Source organism: Streptomyces sulphureus DSM 40104 (genome assembly GCF_000381025.1).
GTDB lineage: Bacteria > Actinomycetota > Actinomycetes > Streptomycetales > Streptomycetaceae > Streptomyces > Streptomyces sulphureus.
The window spans coordinates 14,123-35,387 of sequence record NZ_KB905813.1 but is presented as its reverse complement, the minus strand read 5'-3'; the positions used below and the strand labels follow the sequence as shown (position 1 = coordinate 35,387).

Sequence of the window (21,265 nt, the reverse complement as noted above, 5' to 3'; positions counted from 1 at the left end):
CCGTCAGAGCTCGACCTCCCGCATCAGCATCCCCACCTCGGTGTTGGTGAGCCGCCGCAGCCAGCCGGACTTCTGGTCGCCTAGGGCGATCGGGCCGAACTTCGTACGCACCAGCTTCTCGACGGGGAAGCCCGCCTCGGAGAGCATGCGGCGCACGATGTGCTTCCTGCCCTCGTGGAGTGTGACCTCGACGAGGTAGTTGCGGCCGGTGTTCTCGACGACCCGGAAGTTGTCCGCCTTGGCGTAGCCGTCGTCGAGCGGGATGCCGTTCTTCAGGCGCTTGCCGAGGTCGCGCGGGATGGGGCCCTGGATGGCTGCGAGGTAGGTCTTCTTCACGCCGTACCGCGGGTGCGTGAGGCGGTGCGCCAGCTCGCCGTGGTTGGTGAGGAGGATGACGCCCTCGGTCTCGGTGTCGAGGCGGCCGACGTGGAAGAGGCGCGTCTCGCGGTTCTGCACGTAGTCGCCGAGGCACTGGCGGCCCTCCGGGTCCTCCATCGAGGCCACGACGCCGGACGGCTTGTTGAGCGCGAAGAAGAGGTACGACTGGGCGGCCACGGTGAGCCCGTCGACCTTGATCTCGTCCTTCGACGGGTCGACGCGCAGGCCCTGCTCACGCACGATCTCGCCGTTGACCTCGACCCGCGCCTGGTCGATCAGCTCCTCGCAGGCACGCCGCGAACCCATGCCGGCACGCGCGAGGATCTTCTGGAGGCGCTCGCCCTCCGGCTCCGCGAAGGTCTTCGGCGTCCGGCGCCTGTCCCGCTCGACCTGGCGGGAGCGGTTGCGCTCCTCGATCTGCGCGTCGTACTCGCGCGAGCGCGCCGGCACCGAACGCGGGCGCCCGCGGCCCCGCTGGCCCGGCCCGCCGCGCCCCTTCTCGCCGAAGCCCGGCTTGCCGCCCTGCTGCTTGGGGCCGTGCTGCTTGCCGCCGGAAGGGCCGCCCGACTTGGGCTTGCCGCCCGACTGCGGCCTGCCTCCGCGTCCCTGCCCGCCCGAGTCGGCACCGCCCTGCGGCCCGCCCTTGGGCCGACCCGGCTTGCCGCCGGCCTGACCCGGCCTGCCCCCGGACTGGCCCGGCTTACCACCCGGCCTCCCCCCGGACTGGCCCGGCTTGCCGCTCGGCTTCCCCCCGGACTGGCCGTCCCGCTGAGGCTGGTCGTAGCGGCGCTCCTCCGGGCGCGGACGGTCCGTGCGCCGCCCTCCCTCGCCGCGCGGGCCGCCCGCACCGCGAGTGTCTCGCCTGCCGCCGGAGCGGTTCTGGCCGGTGTTCCTGCCGCTGCTTCGCATCAGTCTTCCGTCTGGGTTCGGTCGGGGGCTTCGCCGGGAGCTTCGCCGCCTGCGTCAACATCGAAGGACGGCACACCCTCCCGTGAGTCGCCCTCGACCGCGTCGGCCTCGGGGAGGAAGGGAGCGAGTTCCGGGAGCTCCTCCAGGCCGCGCAGGCCCATCCGCTCCAGGAAGTAGTGCGTCGTCCCGTACAGGATCGCACCTGTCTCGGGTTCCGTGCCCGCCTCCTCCAGCAGCCCGCGCTGGAGGAGGGTCCGCATCACGCCGTCGCAGTTGACTCCGCGGACCGCCGAGACCCGCGAGCGGCTCACCGGTTGACGGTACGCGACCACCGCGAGCGTCTCCAGCGCGGCCTGGGTCAGCCGCGCCTGCTGCCCGTCGAGGACGAACTCCTCGACGGCGTAGGCGTATTCGGGGCGCGTGTAGTAGCGCCAGCCGCCCGCGACGTAGCGCAGCTCGAAGCCGCGGCGCTGCACGGCGTACTCGTCGGAGAGCTCGCGGAGCGCGTCGGTGACCTCGCGCTGCCGCCGACCGAGGACCTTCGCGAGGTGCGCTTCGGTGACCGGCTCGTCGACGACCATGAGGACGGCTTCGAGCGCCGGCTTCAGCGGGCGCTCCTCAGGCGTTCCGCCGTCCGCGCCCTCGTCGGTCACGGCGGCTTCGCCGCGGGCCCGGTCGTCCGGGACGGGTGGTGTGGCTGCCGGGTCGTGGGGCCCGTCCGGGAGCCGGTCCTGCGTGGTCTGCTCGCTCATGTGTCTCCGCTCCGTGCCGGCCGCGTCAGGCCGGTTGCTCCTCGGGCTGCTCGGGGGCCCGGTCGAACTCGTCCGTCACCCGCAGGTCGGTGCCCTCGCCGCCGGTCCAGCTCACCGTGAGCTCGCCGAGCGCCTCCAACTGCTCCAGACCGACGGCGCGTTCGCGGTAGAGCTCCAGCAGGGCGAGGAACCGCGCGACGACGGTGAGGGTGTCGTCCGCGTCGTCGACGAGGGTACGGAAGCTCGCCTCCCCCAGCTCCCGCAGCCGGCCCACCACCACCTGCGCCTGCTCCCGCACGCTCACCAGCGGTGCGTGGATGTGCTCCACGTACACCTCGGGCTTCGGCTTCGGCTGCATCGCCTTCACCGCGAGCCGCGCGAATCCCTCGGGGCCGATACTCAGCACGACCTCGGGCAGCAGCTCCGCATGGTGCGGTTCGAGCCCCACCGTCCGCGGGAAGCGGCGGGCCTCGGCGGCGAGGCGCTCGGCGAAGATCCCCGCAATCTCCTTGTACGCGCGGTACTGCAGCAGTCGAGCGAAGAGCAGGTCGCGCGCCTCCAGCAGCGCGAGGTCGGCCTCGTCCTCCACCTCGGCGGTCGGCAGCAGCCGCGCCGCCTTCAGGTCTAGGAGCGTGGCCGCGACGACGAGGAACTCGGTGGCCTGGTCGAGGTCCCACTCCGGGCCCATCGCATGGATATGGGCCATGAACTCGTCGGTCACCCTGGAGAGCGCCACCTCGGTGACGTCGAGCTTGTGCTTGGAGATCAGTTGGAGCAGCAGGTCGAAAGGGCCCTCGAAATTGTCGAGGACGACCTTGAAACGACCGTCGTCCTCGGGCTCTTGGGGAGCGGCGTCCGGGTCCGGGGATTCGTCGGGGGTGGCTTCGGAGGCGGGGGGCTCGGTCACGTCAGTCTCGGGGGAAGGAGACCCCTCCGAGTCGGCGCCGGAGGCGGGAGTCTCGGCCGCGTCGGCGTCGGCAGGCGTCCCGACCACGCCCGCCTCGGGGACGAGAACCCCCTCCGAGGCGTGCGCCTCGACCGAGTCGGCTCCGCGGGATGACGCCTCTCCCGAGTCGTCAACGGTGACGGGCGCCTCGACCGCGCCGGGTCCGGAGGAGGGAGGCCCGAGCGCATCGGCGCCAGCGGCAGGTGTCTCGGACTCGTCGGAGGTGGCTACGAAGCCGGGGGGCTCGAGCGAGTCCAGGCGGGAGGCGGGCTTCTCGACCGCCCCCGCCCGCGAGTCGGTCGTCCCGACCGCGTCAGCCTCGGAGACGGGAGCCCCGTCGGAGTCGGCGTCAGAGGCGAGCCCCTCAACCGCGTCGGGGCCGGCGGAGGGAAACTCGGCCGCTTTCGAGCCAGGTTCCCCCACCAAGTCGACCCCGGGGACGGGAACCTCGACCACGTCGTCCCCGAAGCCAGGAACGCCGACCGAATCGGCCCCGGTGGCGGGCGCCTTCGGCTCGTCCGCCGAGGCGGAGGGCTCGTCGGAGTCGCGGGGCTCGGCCGAACCCGCCGCGGAGGCAGGCGTGTTGCCGGTGGCGTCGGGGACGGGCGGCTCGGCGGCGGGACCGGCGGCGCGTGCTGCGGAGCCGGGTGCCGCGTCCGCCGCCGGATCGAGGCCGGACGGTGCGCCGTCACCGTGTGCGTGGCCGGACTCTGTCGGTCTTCCGCCGTCCGCTGACGGCGGCCCCTCATGCGGTGGGCAGATGCCGGCTGGCCGGGGGCTCGCGCCCCGCTCGTCGTCCGACTCCACGGCCGCGGACCGGAGTTGGGCCGACGGCGCGTCCTGTGCGTCGGGGCCGGGGGCCGCCGGTTCGGCCGCCGTACGAGGCTCGGTGCCGGGCGGCTCCTCGGTCGACTCGACGCCGGGCGCGGTGCCGGGGCCGCGGCCGAGCGCGCGGCGGCGGGAGCGGCCGCCGGTGGCGTCGTCTGAACTGGACATCGCGGGCAGCGTACTGGCAACCGTGCCGGGCGCGTCGGCGCCGGGGCCGCGGAGCCCGTGGCTCAGCGGCCGCGGAGCCGGCGCACGAGGATGCTCGCCTCCCCGCGCGACTCCAGGTCGGCGAGGACGACCGCGACCGCCTCGCGCACCACGCGCCCGCGGTCGACGGCGAGTCCGTGCTCCCCGCGGAGGACCAGCCGCGCGTGCTCCAGGTCCATCAGCTCCTCGGCGGAGACGTACACCGTGATCTTCTCGTCGTGCCGCTCGCGGCCGCTCGGACGACGGTTGGCGCGCCCGCGGCGCTGCGAACCCCCGGCGCTCTGGGCCTCATTGGCGTTGCGCGCCGACTCCGCAGCCTTGCGCGTGCGCCGTTGCCCCTGCGCCTCCGGGGCCGAACGGGCGGCCGGCGCCCTCTCGGGCGAACGGTCGTGCGGCGCAGGGGAGTTCTGGGACGTGCCGTTGCCACGGCCGGGCTCCGCCGCGTTCTGCTCGGCCTCCGCGTGGTCGGGGCCGTCCGCCGAGGAATCGGCGTCGCCCGAGGTGCCGGCCTCGTCGGCCGCGGTGTGCTCGGCGCGAGCGCCGGAGTCGTCGGCGCCGGACGCCGGGGACGGCACCCGGGGCCGCTGCGGGGTGTCGTTCTGGTTCTGCTGGGGGACCGAGGGCTGGACGGCGGGGCCCCCTGTGGTGCGGAAGAGTTCGTCGGCTGCCGGGAGACTCACTCGGCGTGGCACCGGGCGAGCACCTCCCTGGCAAGCTGGCGATACGCGGCGGCGCCGACGGAGTTGGAGGCGTAGGTCGTGATCGGCTCACCGGCCACGGTGGTCTCGGGGAACCGGACGGTCCGGCCGATGACGGTGTGGTAGACGTTGTTGTCGAACGCCTCCACCACCCGCGCCAGCACCTCTCTGCTGTGCACCGTGCGGGAGTCGTACATCGTCGCCAGGATGCCGTCGAGCTCCAGGTCGTTGTTGAGCCGCTCCTTGACCTTCTCGATCGTCTCGGTGAGCAGCGCGACCCCGCGCAGTGCGAAGAACTCGCACTCCAGCGGGACGATCACCTTGTGCGCCGACGTCAGCGCGTTGACGGTGAGCAGGCCGAGCGAGGGCTGGCAGTCGATGATGATGAAGTCGTAGTCGTTCATCAGCGGCCCGAGCGCACGCTGGAGCGTGGACTCACGGGCCACCTCGCTCACCAACTGCACCTCGGCGGCGGAGAGGTCGATGTTGCTCGGCAGCAGGTCCATCCCGGCGACCGCCGTCTTCAGCAGCACCTCGTCGGGCGCGAGGCCGCGCTCGAGGAGCAGGTTGTAGACGGTGAGGTCGAGCTCCATCGGGTTGACACCGAGCCCGACGGAGAGCGCGCCCTGCGGGTCGAAGTCGACGAGGAGGACGCGGCGTCCGTACTCGGCGAGCGCGGCGCCGAGGTTGATTGTCGACGTGGTCTTGCCGACCCCGCCTTTCTGGTTGCACATCGCGATGATCTTGGCGGGACCGTGCTCGCTCACGGGCCCCGGGATCGGGAAGTACGGGAGCGGGCGGCCCGTCGGGCCGATGCGCTCGCGGCGCTGGCGCGCGGCGTCCGGCGCGAGCGTCGCGGCGTACTCCGGGTCCGGTTCGAACTCCGCGTCGGGGTCGTAGAAATGACCCTCGGGGAGGTCGTTGTGCGGGTCTGTGTAGTCGGCGAAGGGCTCGGCGGACCGGCCGTTCGCAGCGTCGCCTGGCCTGGCGTTCACGTCGTGGCCGTCCATGCTCTGGTGGGCTGTCATGCTCGTCGTCGAATTCTGGTGGGTCGTGCAGGCGCGAACCGCTACGGAGCCGACACCCTCGGGCGCCGAGGACTCCTGGCCTCGCACAGGCGCTCCTGGTCGAACACCCCCGGGAGAAAATGTCGACTCGTTCACAAGTCGTCCTACCTCCTTGGGTGACCAGGAAATTTCTCAACACGTCAGCGTGACACCATGCCGACGGTTGGCGACTCTATGGCGTGTCGGCCGTCCGCAGCAACACAATCCACCGGAGACGGCACGATGTGTCGATAGCGTCACGACCCCGTGTCAAGGCCCCAAGGTGCGCCCGAAGACCGGAAGACCGGGTCACCGAACGCCCAAAAACGTGACATAGAACGCGAATTACCGGGTCAATTCGCCGATTCGCGGGAGCGTCGTCGAGTCAACAAAGTGACCTTCCTCGCCACACCGCTCACCGACCGTCCGACCGAACACCGCTGCTCGGACGAGAGTTGCCCACCGCGTGCGTCAACTCACGCAGCGCCGACGGCAGTACGCGCCCCCCACGTCCGCCGGCGCGCCCCCGCGCTCCGGCACCCGGCGCCCTTGCGCCGGGTGCCGCGCGGTACGGAGCGGCGGCTCAGCCGACGAGCTCCGCGAGGTCGCCCGCGGCGAGCCCGTGCGCCTGCGCGACGGGACCGTAGTAGACCGAACCGCCGTGCACGTTCACGCCCTTGGCGAGGGCCGCGTCCCGGCGCGCGGCCTCGCGCCAACCGTGGTTGGCGAGTGCAACGACGTAGGGAAGCGTCGCGTTGGTCAACGCGTAGGTGGACGTGTTGGGCACGGCCCCCGGCATGTTGGCCACGCAGTAGAAGACCGAGTCGTGGACCTCGAAGGTGGGGTGGGCGTGGGTCGTGGGCCGGGAGTCCTCGAAGCAGCCGCCCTGGTCGATCGCGATGTCGACAAGGACACTCCCCTGCTTCATCCGCGCCACCAGCTCGTTGCTGACGAGCTTCGGCGCCTTGGCGCCGGTGATCAGTACGGCGCCGACGACGAGGTCGGCGTCGGCCACGGCACGCTCCAGCTCGAAGGCGTTGGAGGCGACGGTGCGGACGCGGTTGCCGAAGATCCGGTCGGCCTCGCGGAGCTTGTCGATGTCCGTGTCGAGGAGCGTGACGTGGAAGCCGAGCCCCACAGCGATCTGCGTGGCGTTCCAACCGGAGACGCCGCCTCCGATCACCACCGCGCGCCCCGCGTGCACCCCGGGGACGCCCCCCGGGAGCACACCGCGACCACCGGCGGAGCGCATCAAGTGGTATGCGCCCACCTGTGGTGCGATCCGCCCGGCGACCTCCGACATCGGGGCGAGCAGGGGGAGGCGGCCGCGCGCAGTCTCCACCGTCTCGTAGGCGATCGCCGTGGTGCCCGAGTCGAGGAGCGCGTCCGTGCAGCCGCGGGAGGCGGCCAGGTGCAGGTAGGTGAAGAGGACCTGGTCCTTGCGGAGCCGGTGGTACTCCTCGGCCACCGGCTCCTTCACCTTCAGCACCAACTCGGCGGCCTGCCACACCTCGTCGGCCGTCGGCAGCACGACGGCACCCGCGGCCTCGTACTCCTCGTCGGCGAGGGAGGAGCCCTCTCCGGCACCGCTCTCGACATGGACCTCGTGCCCGTTGCGCACCAGTTCGTGCACCCCGGGCGGGGTGATGGCGACTCGGAACTCGTTGTTTTTGACCTCGCGGGGGATGCCGACCTTCACGTCGATCACGTTCCTCGGTACTGGGGGGCAAGGGATGCCGGCCGGCGTGTGCCGGCCGCGGCGGCAGGGGTGGCCTGCCGATGCCGGCCCGAGGCGGCGAAACGGCCGGGCCGCACCCGGGGTGGCCGGGGACACCCGCACGAACGCCGCTGAAGCAGGCATTCCGGGAGCAGCGGGAAAGACCGCAGCTAGACCATTCTAAAGAAGGATTCTGAACTGTCTAGCCTTACAAAGAGATAATTTCCATCGGCCGTACTTTCGTTTCGCAGGTTCTACGAGTGGGACGTGGAACGCTGGACGGGGTCGCCCGCCACCTTCCTTGCCCCGTCGAGCCGCTCGCCCCGACTCTCGACCGGAGCCTCCGCTTCCACCTCGGTCGGCCACGGGATCGACGGTTCCCCCGGCTCCTGCGGCTGCGCGTCTCCCGCCCCGGACGCGGTCTCGGGCCCGGCCGGGGCGGGAGGTTCGGGGAGCACACCCTCGGCCTGCGAGGGGTGCGCGGCATCGACGGACGGTTCCGCTTCCGACTGTGCGCCGGGCACGTCCGGGTCCGCTCGACCGTCGTAGGCGAGTCGCGCCGCCGCCTCGTGCTCCCGCGCGGACTCCGTCTCGCCGAGCGCGCGACAGGCGGCGGCGAGGAGTACAAGGAGCTCGGACGAGAGCTGGGGCTCCTCCCCGCCACGCACCGCGCGCAGCGCCTGACGGCAGTTGCGTGCCGCGTCCTGCGGGCGCCCCGCCGCCATCTGGATACGGGCCGCCTCCCCCAATGCGCGTGCCTGCGAGGGGGGTTCGCGCAGCCGGCGGAAGCCGGACGCGGCGGCGCGCCACTCGCGGAGTGCCTCGTCCCAGCGTCCGGTCCGGCCGTGAGCTCTGGCGATGCTGGTGTGGAGGGCGGCCACGTGCAGGTGCTCGCCTCGCGTCTGACGGTGGGCGAGGGCGCGCGCGTACCAGTCGGCGGCCCGCGCCCAGTCGTCGATCTGTGCATAGCAGGCGCCGAGTTGCTCCAGTACCGCGCCGACCGCCTCTCCGTCACCGGCCTCCCGTGCCGCGTCGAGCGCCGTGCGGTAGCGGTGGAGAGCGCGGGGCAGGCGGCCGTCTGCGGTGTCGTGGTCGGCGAGGGCGAGGAGGGCGGCGGCGCGTTCGCGGTGGAGGGCTCCTCGGTCGGCGAGGCGCAGCAGCAGCTCGGAGAGGCGGTAGAGGTCGCATGCCGCCTCGGCGGGGGGAAGGTGGAGTTCGAGGGCGCGGCCGAGTGAGGTGGTCAACCGCCTTGCGAGGTTGTCGAGTTCGCCGGACGTCTCCCGTTTGCCGGGGGCGCAGGGGGCGTCCTCCTCCGCGGGGAGACGCTCCGGCGCCCCGGTGTCCGCGGCGAGGCGGGCGGAGGCGAGGAGCCACTCGCGATGCGCGGACAGCCACTCGGCCGCGGCCGGTGCCGAGGGGAAGCGGAGCGGCGCGGGCAGCGCCGCGGCCTTGCGCCGCGCGGGCGAGCCCGAGGGCTCGGCCGCCGCACGGCAGGCGACGAGCCGGCGTACGGTCCGCTCCCCCATGCGGGCCGTTGCGAGTACGGCGTCGGCGGGGCGACCCGCTTCGAGTTCGGCGCGGAGCAGCGGCGCCAGGCAGCCGGGGAGCGCGAACCAGCCGTCGTCGCGCGCCCGGAGGAGGCCGAACTCCCGTAGTTCGGTGAGCGCTTCGGCCGCGGCAGCGGCGTCGCAGCCGGCGAGCGCGGCGGCGGTCTGGACGTCCGCCGCCCCGTCGGGCGCCAGCGCCAGCAGCGGCGCGAGCCGCAGCGCCCGCGGGGTCAGCGCCGAGCGGACGAGGCGCCAGGCGCGGGCGAGCGGATCGGCGTGGGGTTCGAGGGGGCGGTCGTCGCAGGGGGCCGCGGTGAGGCGGCCGAGCGCGTCGACGACGGACGCCTTGGGGTGTGCACGGAGCCAGCCTCCGACGAGGAGGAGCGCAGCCGGCAGATCGGCGCACTCCTGCGCGAGCGACTCGGCACCCCTCGGGTCGACCGTGACGCGCGGGGTCGCCCCCGCGCGGTGGGCGAGGAGCCGTACCGAGCTGGCGCGGTCGAGGCCGCCGAGCGCGCACGGGCGTACGTCGGGGACGCCGGTGAGCGGGCCCTGCGCGACGGCGAGGACGAGGCATCGGCGGCTCTCCGGGAGGAGTTCGAGCACCTGCTCGGAGTCGACGACGTCGTCGAGGAGGAGCACAGCAGGCCGCTCGGTGCAGCGGGTGCGGAGCGCCTCCGTCAGCTCGTCGTCGTCGGCGGGGGCCGGCAGCGGAGGTGCGCCTGCCGCTGCGAGGAGGCGCCTGGCCGCGTCGCCCGCGGGGAGCGCGGTGCCGCGCGGCCCCGTGAGGCCGGTGCGCAGGACGCCGCCCGGGTACCCGGAGGCCACGCGGGACGCGAACTCCTCGGCGAGCGACGTCCGTCCGGAGCCGGGGCGTCCCGCGACGAGCAGGACGCGGGCGTACGGTGCAGGACGGCCGGCGAGGGTGTGGAGGCCCGCGCGGCCGAGGTCGGCCTGGAGCGCTGCGAGTTCGCGCCCGCGTCCGAGGAGGCCGCGCGGACCGCAGGGGTGCTCCGTCCGATCCGCCACGGGTCGCGCCTCCCGTCCGCCTGCGCCTGCGTTGGGGCCCCGCCACAACCAGCGGGAACGCCACAGAGCGTAGTTCACTCGGCACCGGAGCCCGGGCCCCTGCCGCGGGCGCAACGCCCCGGATGCCCGGATCAGCACAGCGGCCCGGTCCCCCTCTCCCTCGCGAGGGGGACCGCCGATGGGTGCGGCGCGGCCCGGGTCAGGCGCCGAACGGGCGCGCGGGCCACTCCGCTTCGGCCGGGCGCAGGGTGTCGAGGCCGTAGCCGGTCAGCGCGGCGTGGAGCGCGAGGACGCCCACCACCAGCGCGTTGTTGTGGAGCTCGCCGGCGAGCGCGCCGCGTACCACCTCGGCGAGGGAGACCCTGGCCTGCTCCATCTCGGCCTCCTCCTCGGAGACCTCGAACCGCTCGCCGTTCGCGACGGAGAGCCGGCGGGCGAGGAAGATGCGCACCGCCTCGTCGCTGCCTCCCGGTGTGGGGTAGACATCGACGAGGACACGCCAGTCCTCCGCCTTGACGTGCGCCTCCTCGTACAACTCCCGCTGCGCGGCGCTCAGCGGGTGCTCGCCCTCGACGTCGAGGAGGCCGGCCGGGACCTCCCAGAGCTTCTCGCGCACCGGATGGCGGTACTGCTTGAGGACGAGGACGCGCTCCTCGTCGTCGAGCGCGAGGATCGCGACGGAGCCTGGGTGCACCTGATAGTCCCGGCGGGCCGTGGACCCGTCGGGCATGACGACCCGCTCGCTGCGCACTCCGGTCTTCGCGCCCTGGAACGGGGTCTCGGAGGCCGTGACCTCCCAGGACTGCGGGCTGTCGGTGATCGTCACGCCTCAGACCTCCCCGGCGGTCGCCGGCTCGGGGGTCTCCTCGGCGGCGAGCTGCCGCGCGACGGCGGCGCGGACGAGGCCGGCGAAGAGCGGATGCGGGCGCGTGGGGCGGGACTTGAGCTCCGGGTGCGCCTGCGTCGCGACGAGGTACGGGTGCACCTCGCGCGGGTACTCGACGTACTCGACGAGCTTGTTGTCGGGCGACGTCCCGGAGAAGAGGAGCCCCGCCTTCTTCTCCAACTCGGTGCGGTAGGAGTTGTTCACCTCGTAGCGGTGGCGGTGGCGCTCCTCCACGTACGGCTCGCCGCCGTGGACCTCGCGGACGATCGAGCCCTCGGCGAGCTTCGCCGGGTAGAGGCCGAGCCGCATGGTGCCGCCCATGTCGCCGTCGCCCGCCACGATGTCGAGCTGCTCCTCCATGGTGGAGATCACCGGGTGCGCGGCCCCCCGGTCGAACTCGGTGGAGTCGGCGCCCTCGATGCCCGCGAGGTTGCGGGCCGCCTCGATCACGATGCACTGGAGGCCGAGGCAGAGGCCGAGGAGCGGGATGCCGTTCTCGCGCGCGTAGGTGATCGCGCCGACCTTGCCTTCGACGCCGCGGTCGCCGAAGCCGCCGGGGATGCAGACCGCGTCGCAGTCGGAGAGCTCCCGCGCCGCGCCCGCGGGGGTGCGGCAGTCGTCCGAGGTGACCCACTTGATCTTCACGCGGGCCCGGTTGGCGAAGCCGCCGGCGCGCAGTGCCTCGGTGACCGAGAGGTAGGCGTCGGGCAGGTCGACGTACTTGCCGACGAGTGCGACCCGGACCTCGTGATCGGGCTGGTGGACGCGGCGGAGCAGGTCGTCCCACTCGGTCCAGTCGACGTCCCTGAAGGGGAGGTTGAGCTTGCGCACCACGTAGGCGTCGAGACCCTCGCCGTGCAGGACCTTGGGGATGTCGTAGATCGACTTGGCATCCTTGCACGCGACGACCGCGGCGTCGTCGACGTCGCACATGAGCGAGATCTTGCGCTTGATCGAGAGCGGCACATCCCGATCGGCGCGGAGCACGATCGCGTCGGGTTGCACACCGATGTTGCGCAGCGCGGCGACCGAATGCTGCGTCGGCTTGGTCTTCAACTCGCCGGAAGGGCCGATGTACGGGAGCAGCGAGATGTGGACCACGAGGACGTTGTCCCGCCCGACCTCGTGCCGCACCTGCCGGACCGCCTCAAGGAAGGGCAGCGACTCGATGTCCCCGACGGTGCCGCCGACCTCGGTGATGACCACGTCGACGTCCTCGGTGGCCATGCGGCGGATGCGGTTCTTGATCTCGTTGGTGATGTGCGGGATGACCTGCACGGTGTCGCCGAGGTACTCGCCCCTGCGCTCCTTGGCGATCACCGAGGAGTAGACCTGCCCGGTCGTGACGTTGGCGGAGCCGTCGAGGTCGACGTCGAGGAAGCGCTCGTAGTGGCCGATGTCGAGGTCGGTCTCGGCGCCGTCGTTGGTGACGAAGACCTCACCGTGCTGGAACGGGTTCATCGTCCCCGGGTCGACGTTGAGGTACGGGTCGAGCTTCTGCATGGTGACCCGCAGGCCGCGCGCCTTGAGCAGGGCGCCGAGGCTGGAGGCGGTCAGCCCCTTGCCGAGCGAGGAGGCCACACCCCCGGTGACGAAGAGGTGCTTGGTCGTCGAGGACTTCGAGGAATGGGGCGGCATGGCCAAGAGGGAGCTCCCGTGGTCGCGTGGTGGAGTGCGCACCTGCACCCTGGCGCCGGGGCGAAGGGGTGCGGCATCGCTGCGGTTCGGGGGGCTGGCCGTTGCGACGGGCGCCGCACGGGGCGAACTCGTCCCTTGTGCCTGCCGACGTGATGCGAGTCGAGGGGATTCGCCGCCGCCGGGGCTGCTTCGGAACGAGATCGTGCCCACCGGTCCACGGGCTACCAGCGTAACAGCGCCGGTTCACCGCTGCGTCACGCAGCCTGTGCGGCGGCCCACCGGTCCGACCGCTCACGGTGGGAGAGGCCGATCTTCCGCGGTCACTGGGTGACGAAGAGGTTGCAGCAGGTGAGCGGCATGATAGCGGCACTCCTTCGCCTGGTGACCGGTTCGATCCGAGTGCCGGGACTGCTGCGCGGATCACTTCCCTGCGTCGTATATTGCTCGGACGCTCGCGCAGACGGGCAGCACGTTTCCCATTATCTGGAACATTTCGAGTGCCCGGAATCTCCGGGTTCATCGCTGGCAATGTGGCAGTAGCGCCCGCGGGATGCGCGGCGCGGTTCGACTGGAGATGCACGTGGCTGGGCGCATCGAGGATTACGCACTCATCGGGGACATGCAGACGGCAGCTCTGGTCAGCCGGGACGGCAGCGCCGACTGGCTCTGCCTGCCGCGGTTCGACTCCCATGCCATCTTCGCGGGCCTGCTCGGCACCGAGGAGCACGGCTTCTGGCGGCTGGGCCCCGCACACCCCACCGGCAGCAGTCCACCCCCTGCGACCCGCCGCCGCTACCGCGGCGAGTCCCTCATCCTGGAGTCCGAGTGGGACACCCCGCGCGGCACCGTCCGGGTCACCGACTTCATGCCGCCCCGCGGCAACCACGCACCGCAGCTCGTCCGGATCATCGAGGGCGTCAGCGGCCGGGTGCCGATGCGCTCCACGCTGCGGATGCGTTTCTCCTACGGCTGGGTCGTCCCCTGGGTCCACAAGGTCGACGGCCGGACCGTCGCCGTCGCAGGGCCCGACTCGGTCTGGCTCGACGCGGACGTCGACACCTACGGCGAGGACCTCACCACCTACTCGGACTTCACCGTCCAGCCGGGCGACCGGATCGCGATGGCGCTGAGCTGGCAGGCTTCCCACCGCGAGCCCCCGCCGGTCACCGACGCCGCCGAAGCCCTCCAGATCACCGAGGACTTCTGGAGCGACTGGGTCGGCCACTGCACCTACCACGGCCCCTACCGCGAGGCCGTCGTCCGCTCGCTGATCACGCTCAAGGCGCTCACCTACGCGCCGACCGGCGGCATCGTCGCGGCGCCCACCACCTCGCTGCCCGAGGCGATCGGCGGCCAGCGCAACTGGGACTACCGCTTCACCTGGCTCAGGGACGCGGCGATCACCCTCTCCTCGCTGCTGCGCACCGGCTACGTCGAGGAGGCCCGCGCCTGGCGCGAGTGGCTGCTGCGGGCCGTCGCCGGGGACCCGGAGAACCTGCAGATCATGTACGGCATCGCCGGCGAACGCGAGCTCGGCGAGGCCGAGTTGAGTTGGCTGCCGGGCTACGAGAACTCCACACCCGTACGCGTCGGCAACGGCGCGGCAGGCCAGCTCCAGCTCGACGTCTACGGCGAGGTCACCGAGGCCCTCTACCTCGCCCACAAGACGGGGCTCACCCGCAACGACTACGCGCAGATCCTCCAACTCAAGCTCATCGGTTACCTGGAGGAGCACTGGGACGAGCCGGACGAGGGCATCTGGGAGGTCCGCGGCCCCCGGCGGCACTTCGTCCACTCCAAGGTCATGGCGTGGACGGCCGTCGACCGCACCGTCAAGCTCATCGAATCGGGCGACGTCGACGGCCCGCTGGAACGGTGGAAGGAGCTCCGCGAACGCATCCACCGCGACGTCTGCGAGAAGGGCTACGACCGCCAGCGCAACACCTTCACGCAGTACTACGGCTCCGAGGAGCTCGACGCCTCGCTGCTCCTCATCCCGCAGATGGGCTTTCTGCCGCCGGACGACAAGCGCGTCATCGGCACCGTCGAGGCGGTCCAACGCGAACTGTCCACGCCCGACGGCTTCGTGATGCGCTACCCCACCAGCGGCGACCAGGAGAACATCGACGGCCTCGAAGGCGAGGAGGGCGCCTTCCTCGCCTGCTCCTTCTGGCTCGCCGACGACCTCGCCATGATCGGCCGCGTCGAGGAGGCGAGGAAGCTCTTCGAGAAGCTCCTCGCCCTCCGCAACGACCTCGGCCTCCTCGCCGAGGAATGGGACTCGGGAAACCAGCGCCAAGTCGGCAACTTCCCGCAGGCGTTCAGCCACGTCCCCATGATCGACTCCGCACTGCGGCTGACGACCTCGGGCGCGTACGGCGTCTGAGCCGACCGGGGGCGCGCGCCCAACTCGCCGCGGACGGCGATGAGTCGGCGGCCGGCGCCCCTGAAAAGGGAGGCCGGCCGCCGGTCCGTTCGGTCAGGACGGGTTCAGCGTACGGATGATCTCCTCCGAGCTCCGTCGGTCCGGAGGCCCAGCGGCGCGACGGCCTGCGAGGGCGAGCGCGGCGCCGAGCGGAGGAGGTTCCGGCGGCTGAGCGTCAGGCGTCTCCTCCTCCGGTCTCCACCGTGACGCGGTCGACGAGCATGGAGTGCCCCGGCTCCGTCGCGTCGGTGGGGGTGGGGGAGCCTTCGACGCCGTCGGGGAAGGCGCCGCCCATCGCCAGGTTGAGCAGGACGAAGTGGCCGTGGCCCGTGGCGTTCTCCCAGGCCTCCTCACCGATCTGCGCGGCGGTGACCGAGTGGAACTGCTCGCCGTCGACGTACCAGCGCAACTCGCCTGCGCCGCGGTCGACTTCGAGTGCGTACTCGTGGAAGTTGCCCTGGCACGGGCTGCCGACGCACTCGGTGGAGTCGCCGAGGCCCTCCGTCTCGTTGCAGGGCCCGCCCGGGTCCTCGCCGCAGTGCAGCACACCCCAGACGGAGTTGATGCCGTTGACGTTCTCCATGATGTCGAACTCGCCTACGCCGGGCCAGTTCCAGTAGTTGCCGCGGTACTCGTCCCCCAGCGTCCAGAACGCTGGCCAGTAGCCGAGCGCCGCGTCGCCCGTGACGTCGGGCATCTGGATGTCGGCGGAGATCCGCAGGACGCCGTCCTCGGGGGCCTCGAAGTCGGTGCGCTGCGTCTCAATGCGGCCGGAGGTCCAGGTGTCGCCGTCCTTGAGGGCGGTGATCTTCAGATGTCCCTCGCCGTCGAGTTGGATGTTCTCCGGAGCGTCGGTGTACGTCTGCACCTCGCCCGTGCCCCAGTTGGGCGGGCCGCCGTCGTAGCCGGTGCCGGTGTCGATGATCCAGTCGCCGGAGTCGGGGAGGCTGCCCGCCTCTCCCTCGAAGTCGGTCGACCAGACCTCCTCCATGGCGCCGGGGCCGGCTGCCGCCGACCGTACGGGCTCCTCGGCCTGCGCCGTCGGAAGGGCGAAGGCGCCGAGCGCCGTGAGCACCGCGGCTGCGGAGAGCAGGGCGCGCCGCTTCTTGCGGCGGGCCTCCGGGGCGGGGGTCGACCGCGTCTGCCTGTCCATGTGCGCTCCTCGTTGTGGGGGGCGTGAGAGCGCTCTCACTTGTTGGGCATGCACAGTGCCGAGTTCTGGGGGTAGCGTCAAGAGCCCGCGGAGGAAGAGGAGTTGAACGTGCACGGTGACCGCGATCCCAGACCCACGCTCGAGGCCGTGGCTGCGCATGCGGGCGTCTCCCGCGCCACGGTCTCCCGCGTGGTGAACGGCGGGCGCGGCGTACGCGAGGAGCTGCGCGAGCAGGTACGTCGCTCCGTCGAACTCCTCGGCTACGTCCCGAACATCGCGGCCCGCAGCCTGGTCACCCGGCGGACGGGCGCCGTCGCCGTCGTCATCGCGGAACCGGAGACACGCGTCTTCTCCGACCCGTTCTTCGCGCAGCAGCTCCGCGGGATCAGCCGTGAACTCCGCGAGCGGGACATGCAGTTGCTGCTCGTCCTGATCGAGCAGCCGAAGGACTACGAGCGGATCGGCCGCTACCTCTCAGCCGGGCACGTGGACGGCGCGCTGATGTTCTCGCTCCACGGCGCCGATCCGCTCGCCGCGATGGTCCGCGAGTCCGGCCTCCCCACCGTCTTCGGCGGCCGCCCCGGCTGGCCCGGCGCGGAGACGGAGAGCGGGCTCCTCTACGTCGACACCGACAACCGCGGCGGCGCCCGCCAGGCCGTCGCCCACCTGCGTGCCCGCGGGCGCCGCCGTATCGCCGTGATCACCGGACCGCTCGACCAGACCTCCGCGCAGGACCGGCTCGACGGCTACCACGACGCGCTCGCCGAGCCCGACGGCGCACCCCGGCAGCCGAGTCCCCTGGTCGCACACGGCGCCTTCACGGCGGAGGGCGGGGAGACCGCCATGGCCGAACTCCTCGAAACGGACCCGGAGATCGACGCGGTCTTCGCCGGCTCCGACCTGATGGCGTCGGGCGCCCTGCGCACCCTCCACCGGCGCGGCCTGCGCGTACCCGAGGACGTCGCGGTGGTCGGCTACGACGACCTGGAGCCCGCCGCCTGGTCGGAGCCGACGCTGACGACCGTACGACAGGACGTCGAGGGAATGGGCAGCATGATGGCCGAACTGCTGCTGCGCAGGCTCGACTTGCGGCCCGGCGATGCCCCTCCGGCGCCGGTGGTGACGGAGGCGCGGCTGATCGTGCGGGGGTCGAGCTGATCTGGGGGCTCGCTCGGGCACGGGCACAGGCACGGGCGGATGAGCCCGCTCGGCGTCCGGCCCCGAGGCGGCGTGCCGGCTTGCCGCTCGGGTTGTGTACCGGTCGAGGCATGTGGCGGTGACGTCGGTTGCGGGGGCTCCGCCAACTGGCTCTGGATGAGGAGTCGTTGAGCGCCCAACAGCCCGCATGGGCGCCGCCGTCAGACGCTGTACCGCTCGACGAGTGCGCGCAGTGTCTCGAACGCCGGCTTGGGCGTGTAGTCGTCGGTGGTGAGCCCGAAGCGGTGGAAGAGCCCGGACCGCGTGCTGTCGGCGTCGCGCAGCGCGAAGTGGGTGTAGCCACTCACGCCGAGGGGGGCCGCGTGCGCCGCCAGGACATCGACGACGGTCTCGACGACCTCGGCCTGACGGGCGGCGGATCGTTCCGGGCCCGTGGGCCAGCCGTGTTCGGTGACGTGGAGTGGGAGGTGTCCCAGACCTGCCGGGGCGAGCACCGTCTCGCGGTGGTGGCGCAGCAACCCGCTTACTGTGGCGGCGAGTTCGGAGGGGGCGACCGGGCGGAAGACGTCGGGGAAGAAGTCCAGTCCCACGTAATCGAGTTGGGCGGGGAAGTCCGCACCGCCGGCGGCGGCGAGGTCGGTGAAGAAGCCGGCGGCCGGGCCGAAGAGCGGCGTGCTGTTGCACCCCACCCGCAGGTGGTGGTGGCCGAGTTCGCGTGCGCGTGCCTTCGCCACGGGGACACCGCAGACGATCGCCTCGCGGACTGCCGGGTAGTACCCGTCGAGCACGGGGTTGTCAGTGACGTTCGGCTCCTCGGCGACCTGGAGTGTTTCGGTGAACGCGCCGTACTGCTCGACGAGTTCGCGGAGGAAGGCGCAGTAGCCTTCGACGTCCGCAGAACCGGAGCGGTACTGCGCCACCAGGTCCAGGCGGCGCCCGCGGACGGCGTACCGGGCCGCGTCGGCCGGTGCCTCGGTGGCGTGCGGCCCGCCGAGCCGGGTCGTGTCGTCGAAGCCCGTGTAGGCGCGGACGAGGAAGGGACGGCCGGGGCGCCCCTGGAGACGGTCGAGAGCGGCGGCCGCCGGGGCGGGCTCGTCGGGCGGTCCCGCGGCGAGGGAGCCGGAGTCGTCGCCGGCCACGCCTCCCGGGTAGATGCCGAAGAGCAGGCCGGTCCTGCGGGTCATCGCTGCGGCCCCTTCCTGTGCGGTGGCCATGCCAGGGCTCCGCTGCGGATGTCGTCGGTGACGGTGTCGATCCACTCCGTCTCGGCGCGTGCCAGGTGGAGTGCGTACTCGGCCTCGATGACGTGGAGGCGCGGTACACCAGCCGCGTGGGCTTCGGCCAGGCGCGTCTCGTCGGCGGCGGTGCGCTCCCGCAGGCGGCGGGCGCGCTCGTCGAGGGCCTCGAGCGCGCCGTCCTTGCCGAGGGCTCCGAGGTAGGTGACGGCACCGAGGAACCGCGAGAACTCCCGCTGCGGGGTGCGTATCTGCGCGTCGAGACGCCGGACCAACTCCTCGCGGCCGGCGAGGGTGAGCGCGTAGACCGTCTTCTCCGGGCGGTTGCCCGAACGCTGCTGCCCCTGCGAGGCCACCCATCCGGCACCGGCGAGGGCAGCGACGGTGTGGTAAAGCGTCCCCCTGCTGAGGACGGCGGCCTGGTTGTCGCTGCGTTTCCGCAGTTCGGCGAGGATCTGGTGCGGGTGGGAACTGCTCTCCAGCAGAAGGCCGAGGACGGCCAGGGCGATCGGGTTCTCAAGCGCACGGCGCGGCATAGTCGAAAACTATCAGTCCAAATAGACTATGTGGCAAGGGTTCTGTCAACTCGGTTCGGAAGAAGGGCGATTGCGCGGCCACGCCCTCCACCGCGTTCGCGGTGACACCACGGTCCCTTGGCGCCACTCCCAAGCCCGCCCTGCGCCCGGCCGCGGCGACAGCCCCGCGCCGGTCGCGCGGCGACGGCATGCATGGCCCGAAAGGAAGCAGGGCGGGTGGATGGATCGTCGCGGTTCACGGCAGGTCGAAAGCGTGCGAGCGCAGAGGCGTTCCGGAGACAGCAACACCGGACCCACGGCCCCCTCCCGGCCAGGGCCGCCCCCGCGCGCTCAGCCCCCCGCACGCGCGGCGTCGAGGAGCTCCTCCGCGTGGGCGCGGGCGAGTTCGGAGTCGTCCTGTCCCGCGAGCATCCGGGAGAGTTCGCGCACCCGCTCCTCGCCCTCCATCACCTGCACGCCGCTGCGCGTCACGGAGCCGTCGTCGGTCTTGACGACGACGAGGTGCCGGTCGGCGAACGCCGCCACCTGCGGCAGGTGGGTCACGACCACGACCTGTGCCGACTCGGCCAACTTCGCCAGTCGCCTGCCGACTTCCACCGCGGCCCTGCCGCCGACGCCCGCGTCGACCTCGTCGAAGAGGTAGGTCGGTACGGGGTCGGCGCCGGCGAAGACGACCTCGACGGCGAGCATCACCCGCGACAGCTCGCCGCCCGAGGCGCCCTTCGCGATGGGGCGCGGGTGCGCGCCCGGGTGGGGCGCGAGGAGGAGCTCCACCTCGTCGGTGCCGTGCGGGCCGTAGGCGAGGGTGCGGCCCTCGACCTCCAGGCCCTCGGGGTCGTCCGTCTGCCGGAGTCCGAAGGTCACCTGCGCGTGCGGCATGGCGAGTTCGGCGAGCTCCGCCGTGACGGCGTCGGCGAACCGCTCCGCGGCCTCCTGCCGTGCCTGGGTCAACCGGTGTGCGAGCACGCCGAGTTCGGCGCGCAGCCGGTCGCGTTCGGCGGTGAGTTCGCCGACCCGGTCGTCGTCCCCTTCGAGTTCGGCGAGGCGCGCCGAACTCTCCTCGGCCCAGGCGAGTACGGCGGCGATGTCCTCGCCGTACTTGCGGGTGAGGCCGGCGAGGGTGGCGCGGCGCTCCTCCACGGCGGCGAGGCGGAGCGGGTCGGCGTCGAGATCGTCGGCGTAGCCGGCGAGTTCGCCCGCGACGTCGCCGAGGAGGACGGAGACCTCGCCGAGCCGGTCGGCGAGCGCGGCGAGCGCGGGGTCGTGCGCCCGCGCGCCGTCGAGCGCACGCTGGGCGCCGGCGACGAGCGTGTTGGCGTCCAGGCCCTCCGGCTCCGCCGGGTCGCCCGCGAGTGCGCCGTGCGCCGTCGCCGCGGCCTCCGCGAGCGCCTCGGCGTGCCCCAGGCGCTCGGCCTCGGCGGCGAGTTCCCTGTCCTCGCCGGCCTGCGGCTCGGCTGCGGAGATCTCGTCCACGCCGAAGCGGAGCATGTCCGCCTCCTGGGCACGCTCCCTCGCGCGAGTGGTGATCTCCGTCAACTCGTCATTGACGCTGCGGAGTCGGCGGTAGAGGTCGCCGTACTCGGAGAGGAGCCCGGAGACGGCCTCGCCCGCGTACCGGTCGAGCGCCTCGCGCTGCCGGGCGGGGCGCAGCAGGCCCTGCTGGTCGGTCTGCCCGTGGACGGCGACGAGGTCGTCCTTGAGCTCGGCGAGGAGACCGACCGGGACCGAGCGCCCGCCGACGTGCGCCCGCGAGCGCCCCTCGGCCGAGACCGTACGGCTCAGCAGCAGCTCCCCGTCGTCGAGTTCGGCGCCGGCCTCCTCGGCCCGCCGCGCCGCAGGTGCGTCGGCCGGGAGCGCGACACGCCCCTCGACCACCGCGGCCTTCGCCCCGACCCGCACCAGCGCGGCATCGGCACGCCCGCCGAGCAACAACCCGAGGCTGGTGACGACCATCGTCTTGCCCGCGCCCGTCTCCCCCGTCACCGCGGTGAAGCCGGGGGACAGGGTGAGTGCGGCGTCGTCGATCACGCCCAGGGCTCTGATCCGCATCTCCTCCAACACGGATACGACCATACGAGGTTCCGGGGGTCGCCCCTACCCCAGCCCTGTCCGAGCACCGGCACAGAAACGGAGGAATCACTACGAAAGGGACGGCCGGATCACCCTCAACGGCGACC

The 21,265-nt window shown here is 72.5% G+C and carries 15 protein-coding genes; 2 read left to right on the top strand and 13 right to left on the bottom strand.

Annotated features, from left to right (window positions below; genetic code table 11):
* Nucleotides 1-3: 3 nt before the first annotated feature.
* The 9 genes from F603_RS0100140 to F603_RS0100100 all read right to left on the bottom strand — a co-directional run bounded on the left by F603_RS0100140 (nucleotide 4) and on the right by F603_RS0100100 (nucleotide 12,581).
* Nucleotides 4-1,287 carry a pseudouridine synthase gene (locus F603_RS0100140; RefSeq protein WP_019544002.1) on the bottom strand — a complete coding sequence of 428 codons (1,284 nt, stop codon included), beginning with the start codon at nucleotides 1,285-1,287 and terminating at the stop codon, nucleotides 4-6.
* Nucleotides 1,287-2,039, bottom strand: a complete 753-nt coding sequence (scpB, locus tag F603_RS0100135; protein WP_019544001.1) for an SMC-Scp complex subunit ScpB — start codon at nucleotides 2,037-2,039, stop codon at nucleotides 1,287-1,289. The genes F603_RS0100140 and scpB overlap by 1 nt, the downstream gene beginning before the upstream one ends.
* 25 nt (nucleotides 2,040-2,064) lie before the next feature.
* Nucleotides 2,065-3,981 (bottom strand): segregation and condensation protein A, encoded by a 1,917-nt coding sequence (locus F603_RS36430; protein ID WP_019544000.1) that lies wholly within the window; start codon nucleotides 3,979-3,981, stop codon nucleotides 2,065-2,067.
* Between the two features lie 62 nt (nucleotides 3,982-4,043).
* A complete protein-coding gene (locus F603_RS0100125) occupies nucleotides 4,044-4,712 on the bottom strand; it encodes a hypothetical protein (RefSeq protein ID WP_078503479.1) in 669 nt (222 codons plus the stop codon).
* Nucleotides 4,697-5,746: a ParA family protein gene (locus F603_RS0100120; RefSeq protein WP_245600647.1), complete on the bottom strand. Its 1,050-nt coding sequence runs from the start codon at nucleotides 5,744-5,746 to the stop codon at nucleotides 4,697-4,699. Before F603_RS0100120 ends, F603_RS0100125 begins: the two co-directional genes overlap by 16 nt.
* A 601-nt stretch (nucleotides 5,747-6,347) precedes the next feature.
* A complete protein-coding gene (gene ald, locus F603_RS0100115; RefSeq protein WP_158678604.1) occupies nucleotides 6,348-7,463 on the bottom strand; it encodes an alanine dehydrogenase in 1,116 nt (371 codons plus the stop codon).
* Nucleotides 7,464-7,735: 272 nt separating this feature from the next.
* Nucleotides 7,736-10,057, bottom strand: coding sequence for a tetratricopeptide repeat protein (locus F603_RS31295; protein WP_019543996.1), 2,322 nt, complete (start codon nucleotides 10,055-10,057; stop codon nucleotides 7,736-7,738).
* 199 nt (nucleotides 10,058-10,256) lie between these two features.
* Nucleotides 10,257-10,883 carry an NUDIX domain-containing protein gene (locus tag F603_RS0100105; RefSeq protein ID WP_019543995.1) on the bottom strand — a complete coding sequence of 209 codons (627 nt, stop codon included), beginning with the start codon at nucleotides 10,881-10,883 and terminating at the stop codon, nucleotides 10,257-10,259.
* 3 nt (nucleotides 10,884-10,886) lie between these two features.
* The gene (locus F603_RS0100100) at nucleotides 10,887-12,581 is read right to left on the bottom strand and encodes a CTP synthase (RefSeq protein WP_019543994.1); all 1,695 of its coding nucleotides are present in this window, start codon (nucleotides 12,579-12,581) and stop codon (nucleotides 10,887-10,889) included.
* A 574-nt stretch (nucleotides 12,582-13,155) separates the two neighbouring features.
* On the opposite strand from F603_RS0100100, the gene F603_RS0100095 reads away from it, so the two are divergent.
* Nucleotides 13,156-14,967 carry a glycoside hydrolase family 15 protein gene (locus F603_RS0100095; RefSeq protein WP_037955070.1) on the top strand — a complete coding sequence of 604 codons (1,812 nt, stop codon included), beginning with the start codon at nucleotides 13,156-13,158 and terminating at the stop codon, nucleotides 14,965-14,967.
* Nucleotides 14,968-15,181: 214 nt separating this feature from the next.
* Here F603_RS0100095 and F603_RS0100090 read toward each other — a convergent pair whose 3' ends face one another.
* Nucleotides 15,182-16,159 carry a glycoside hydrolase family 16 protein gene (locus F603_RS0100090; RefSeq protein WP_019543992.1) on the bottom strand — a complete coding sequence of 326 codons (978 nt, stop codon included), beginning with the start codon at nucleotides 16,157-16,159 and terminating at the stop codon, nucleotides 15,182-15,184.
* 108 nt (nucleotides 16,160-16,267) lie between these two features.
* Here F603_RS0100090 and F603_RS0100085 point away from each other — a divergent pair, with 108 nt between their 5' ends.
* Nucleotides 16,268-17,317, top strand: a complete 1,050-nt coding sequence (locus tag F603_RS0100085; protein WP_019543991.1) for a LacI family DNA-binding transcriptional regulator — start codon at nucleotides 16,268-16,270, stop codon at nucleotides 17,315-17,317.
* A gap of 200 nt (nucleotides 17,318-17,517) precedes the next feature.
* Here F603_RS0100085 and F603_RS0100080 read toward each other — a convergent pair whose 3' ends face one another.
* The 3 genes from F603_RS0100080 to recN all read right to left on the bottom strand — a co-directional run bounded on the left by F603_RS0100080 (nucleotide 17,518) and on the right by recN (nucleotide 21,161).
* On the bottom strand, nucleotides 17,518-18,531 hold the full coding sequence (locus F603_RS0100080; protein WP_019543990.1) for a glycoside hydrolase family protein: 1,014 nt from the start codon (nucleotides 18,529-18,531) through the stop codon (nucleotides 17,518-17,520).
* A complete protein-coding gene (locus F603_RS0100075; RefSeq protein WP_019543989.1) occupies nucleotides 18,498-19,088 on the bottom strand; it encodes a PadR family transcriptional regulator in 591 nt (196 codons plus the stop codon). The genes F603_RS0100080 and F603_RS0100075 overlap by 34 nt, the downstream gene beginning before the upstream one ends.
* 330 nt (nucleotides 19,089-19,418) lie before the next feature.
* Nucleotides 19,419-21,161: a DNA repair protein RecN gene (recN, locus tag F603_RS0100070; protein ID WP_019543988.1), complete on the bottom strand. Its 1,743-nt coding sequence runs from the start codon at nucleotides 21,159-21,161 to the stop codon at nucleotides 19,419-19,421.
* Nucleotides 21,162-21,265: the final 104 nt, after the last annotated feature.

What these genes read in the sequence shown, in the direction of transcription:
- F603_RS0100140 (WP_019544002.1), bottom strand. Translation starts at nt 1,287, where the DNA reads ATGCGAAGCAGCGGCAGGAACACCGGCCAGAACCGCTCCGGCGGCAGG.
- scpB (WP_019544001.1), bottom strand. Translation starts at nt 2,039, where the DNA reads ATGAGCGAGCAGACCACGCAGGACCGGCTCCCGGACGGGCCCCACGAC.
- F603_RS36430 (WP_019544000.1), bottom strand. Translation starts at nt 3,981, where the DNA reads ATGTCCAGTTCAGACGACGCCACCGGCGGCCGCTCCCGCCGCCGCGCG.
- F603_RS0100120 (WP_245600647.1), bottom strand. Translation starts at nt 5,746, where the DNA reads ATGACAGCCCACCAGAGCATGGACGGCCACGACGTGAACGCCAGGCCA.
- F603_RS0100100 (WP_019543994.1), bottom strand. Translation starts at nt 12,581, where the DNA reads ATGCCGCCCCATTCCTCGAAGTCCTCGACGACCAAGCACCTCTTCGTC.
- F603_RS0100095 (WP_037955070.1), top strand. Translation starts at nt 13,156, where the DNA reads ATGCACGTGGCTGGGCGCATCGAGGATTACGCACTCATCGGGGACATG.
- F603_RS0100090 (WP_019543992.1), bottom strand. Translation starts at nt 16,159, where the DNA reads ATGGACAGGCAGACGCGGTCGACCCCCGCCCCGGAGGCCCGCCGCAAG.
- F603_RS0100080 (WP_019543990.1), bottom strand. Translation starts at nt 18,531, where the DNA reads ATGGCCACCGCACAGGAAGGGGCCGCAGCGATGACCCGCAGGACCGGC.
- F603_RS0100075 (WP_019543989.1), bottom strand. Translation starts at nt 19,088, where the DNA reads ATGCCGCGCCGTGCGCTTGAGAACCCGATCGCCCTGGCCGTCCTCGGC.
- recN (WP_019543988.1), bottom strand. Translation starts at nt 21,161, where the DNA reads ATGGTCGTATCCGTGTTGGAGGAGATGCGGATCAGAGCCCTGGGCGTG.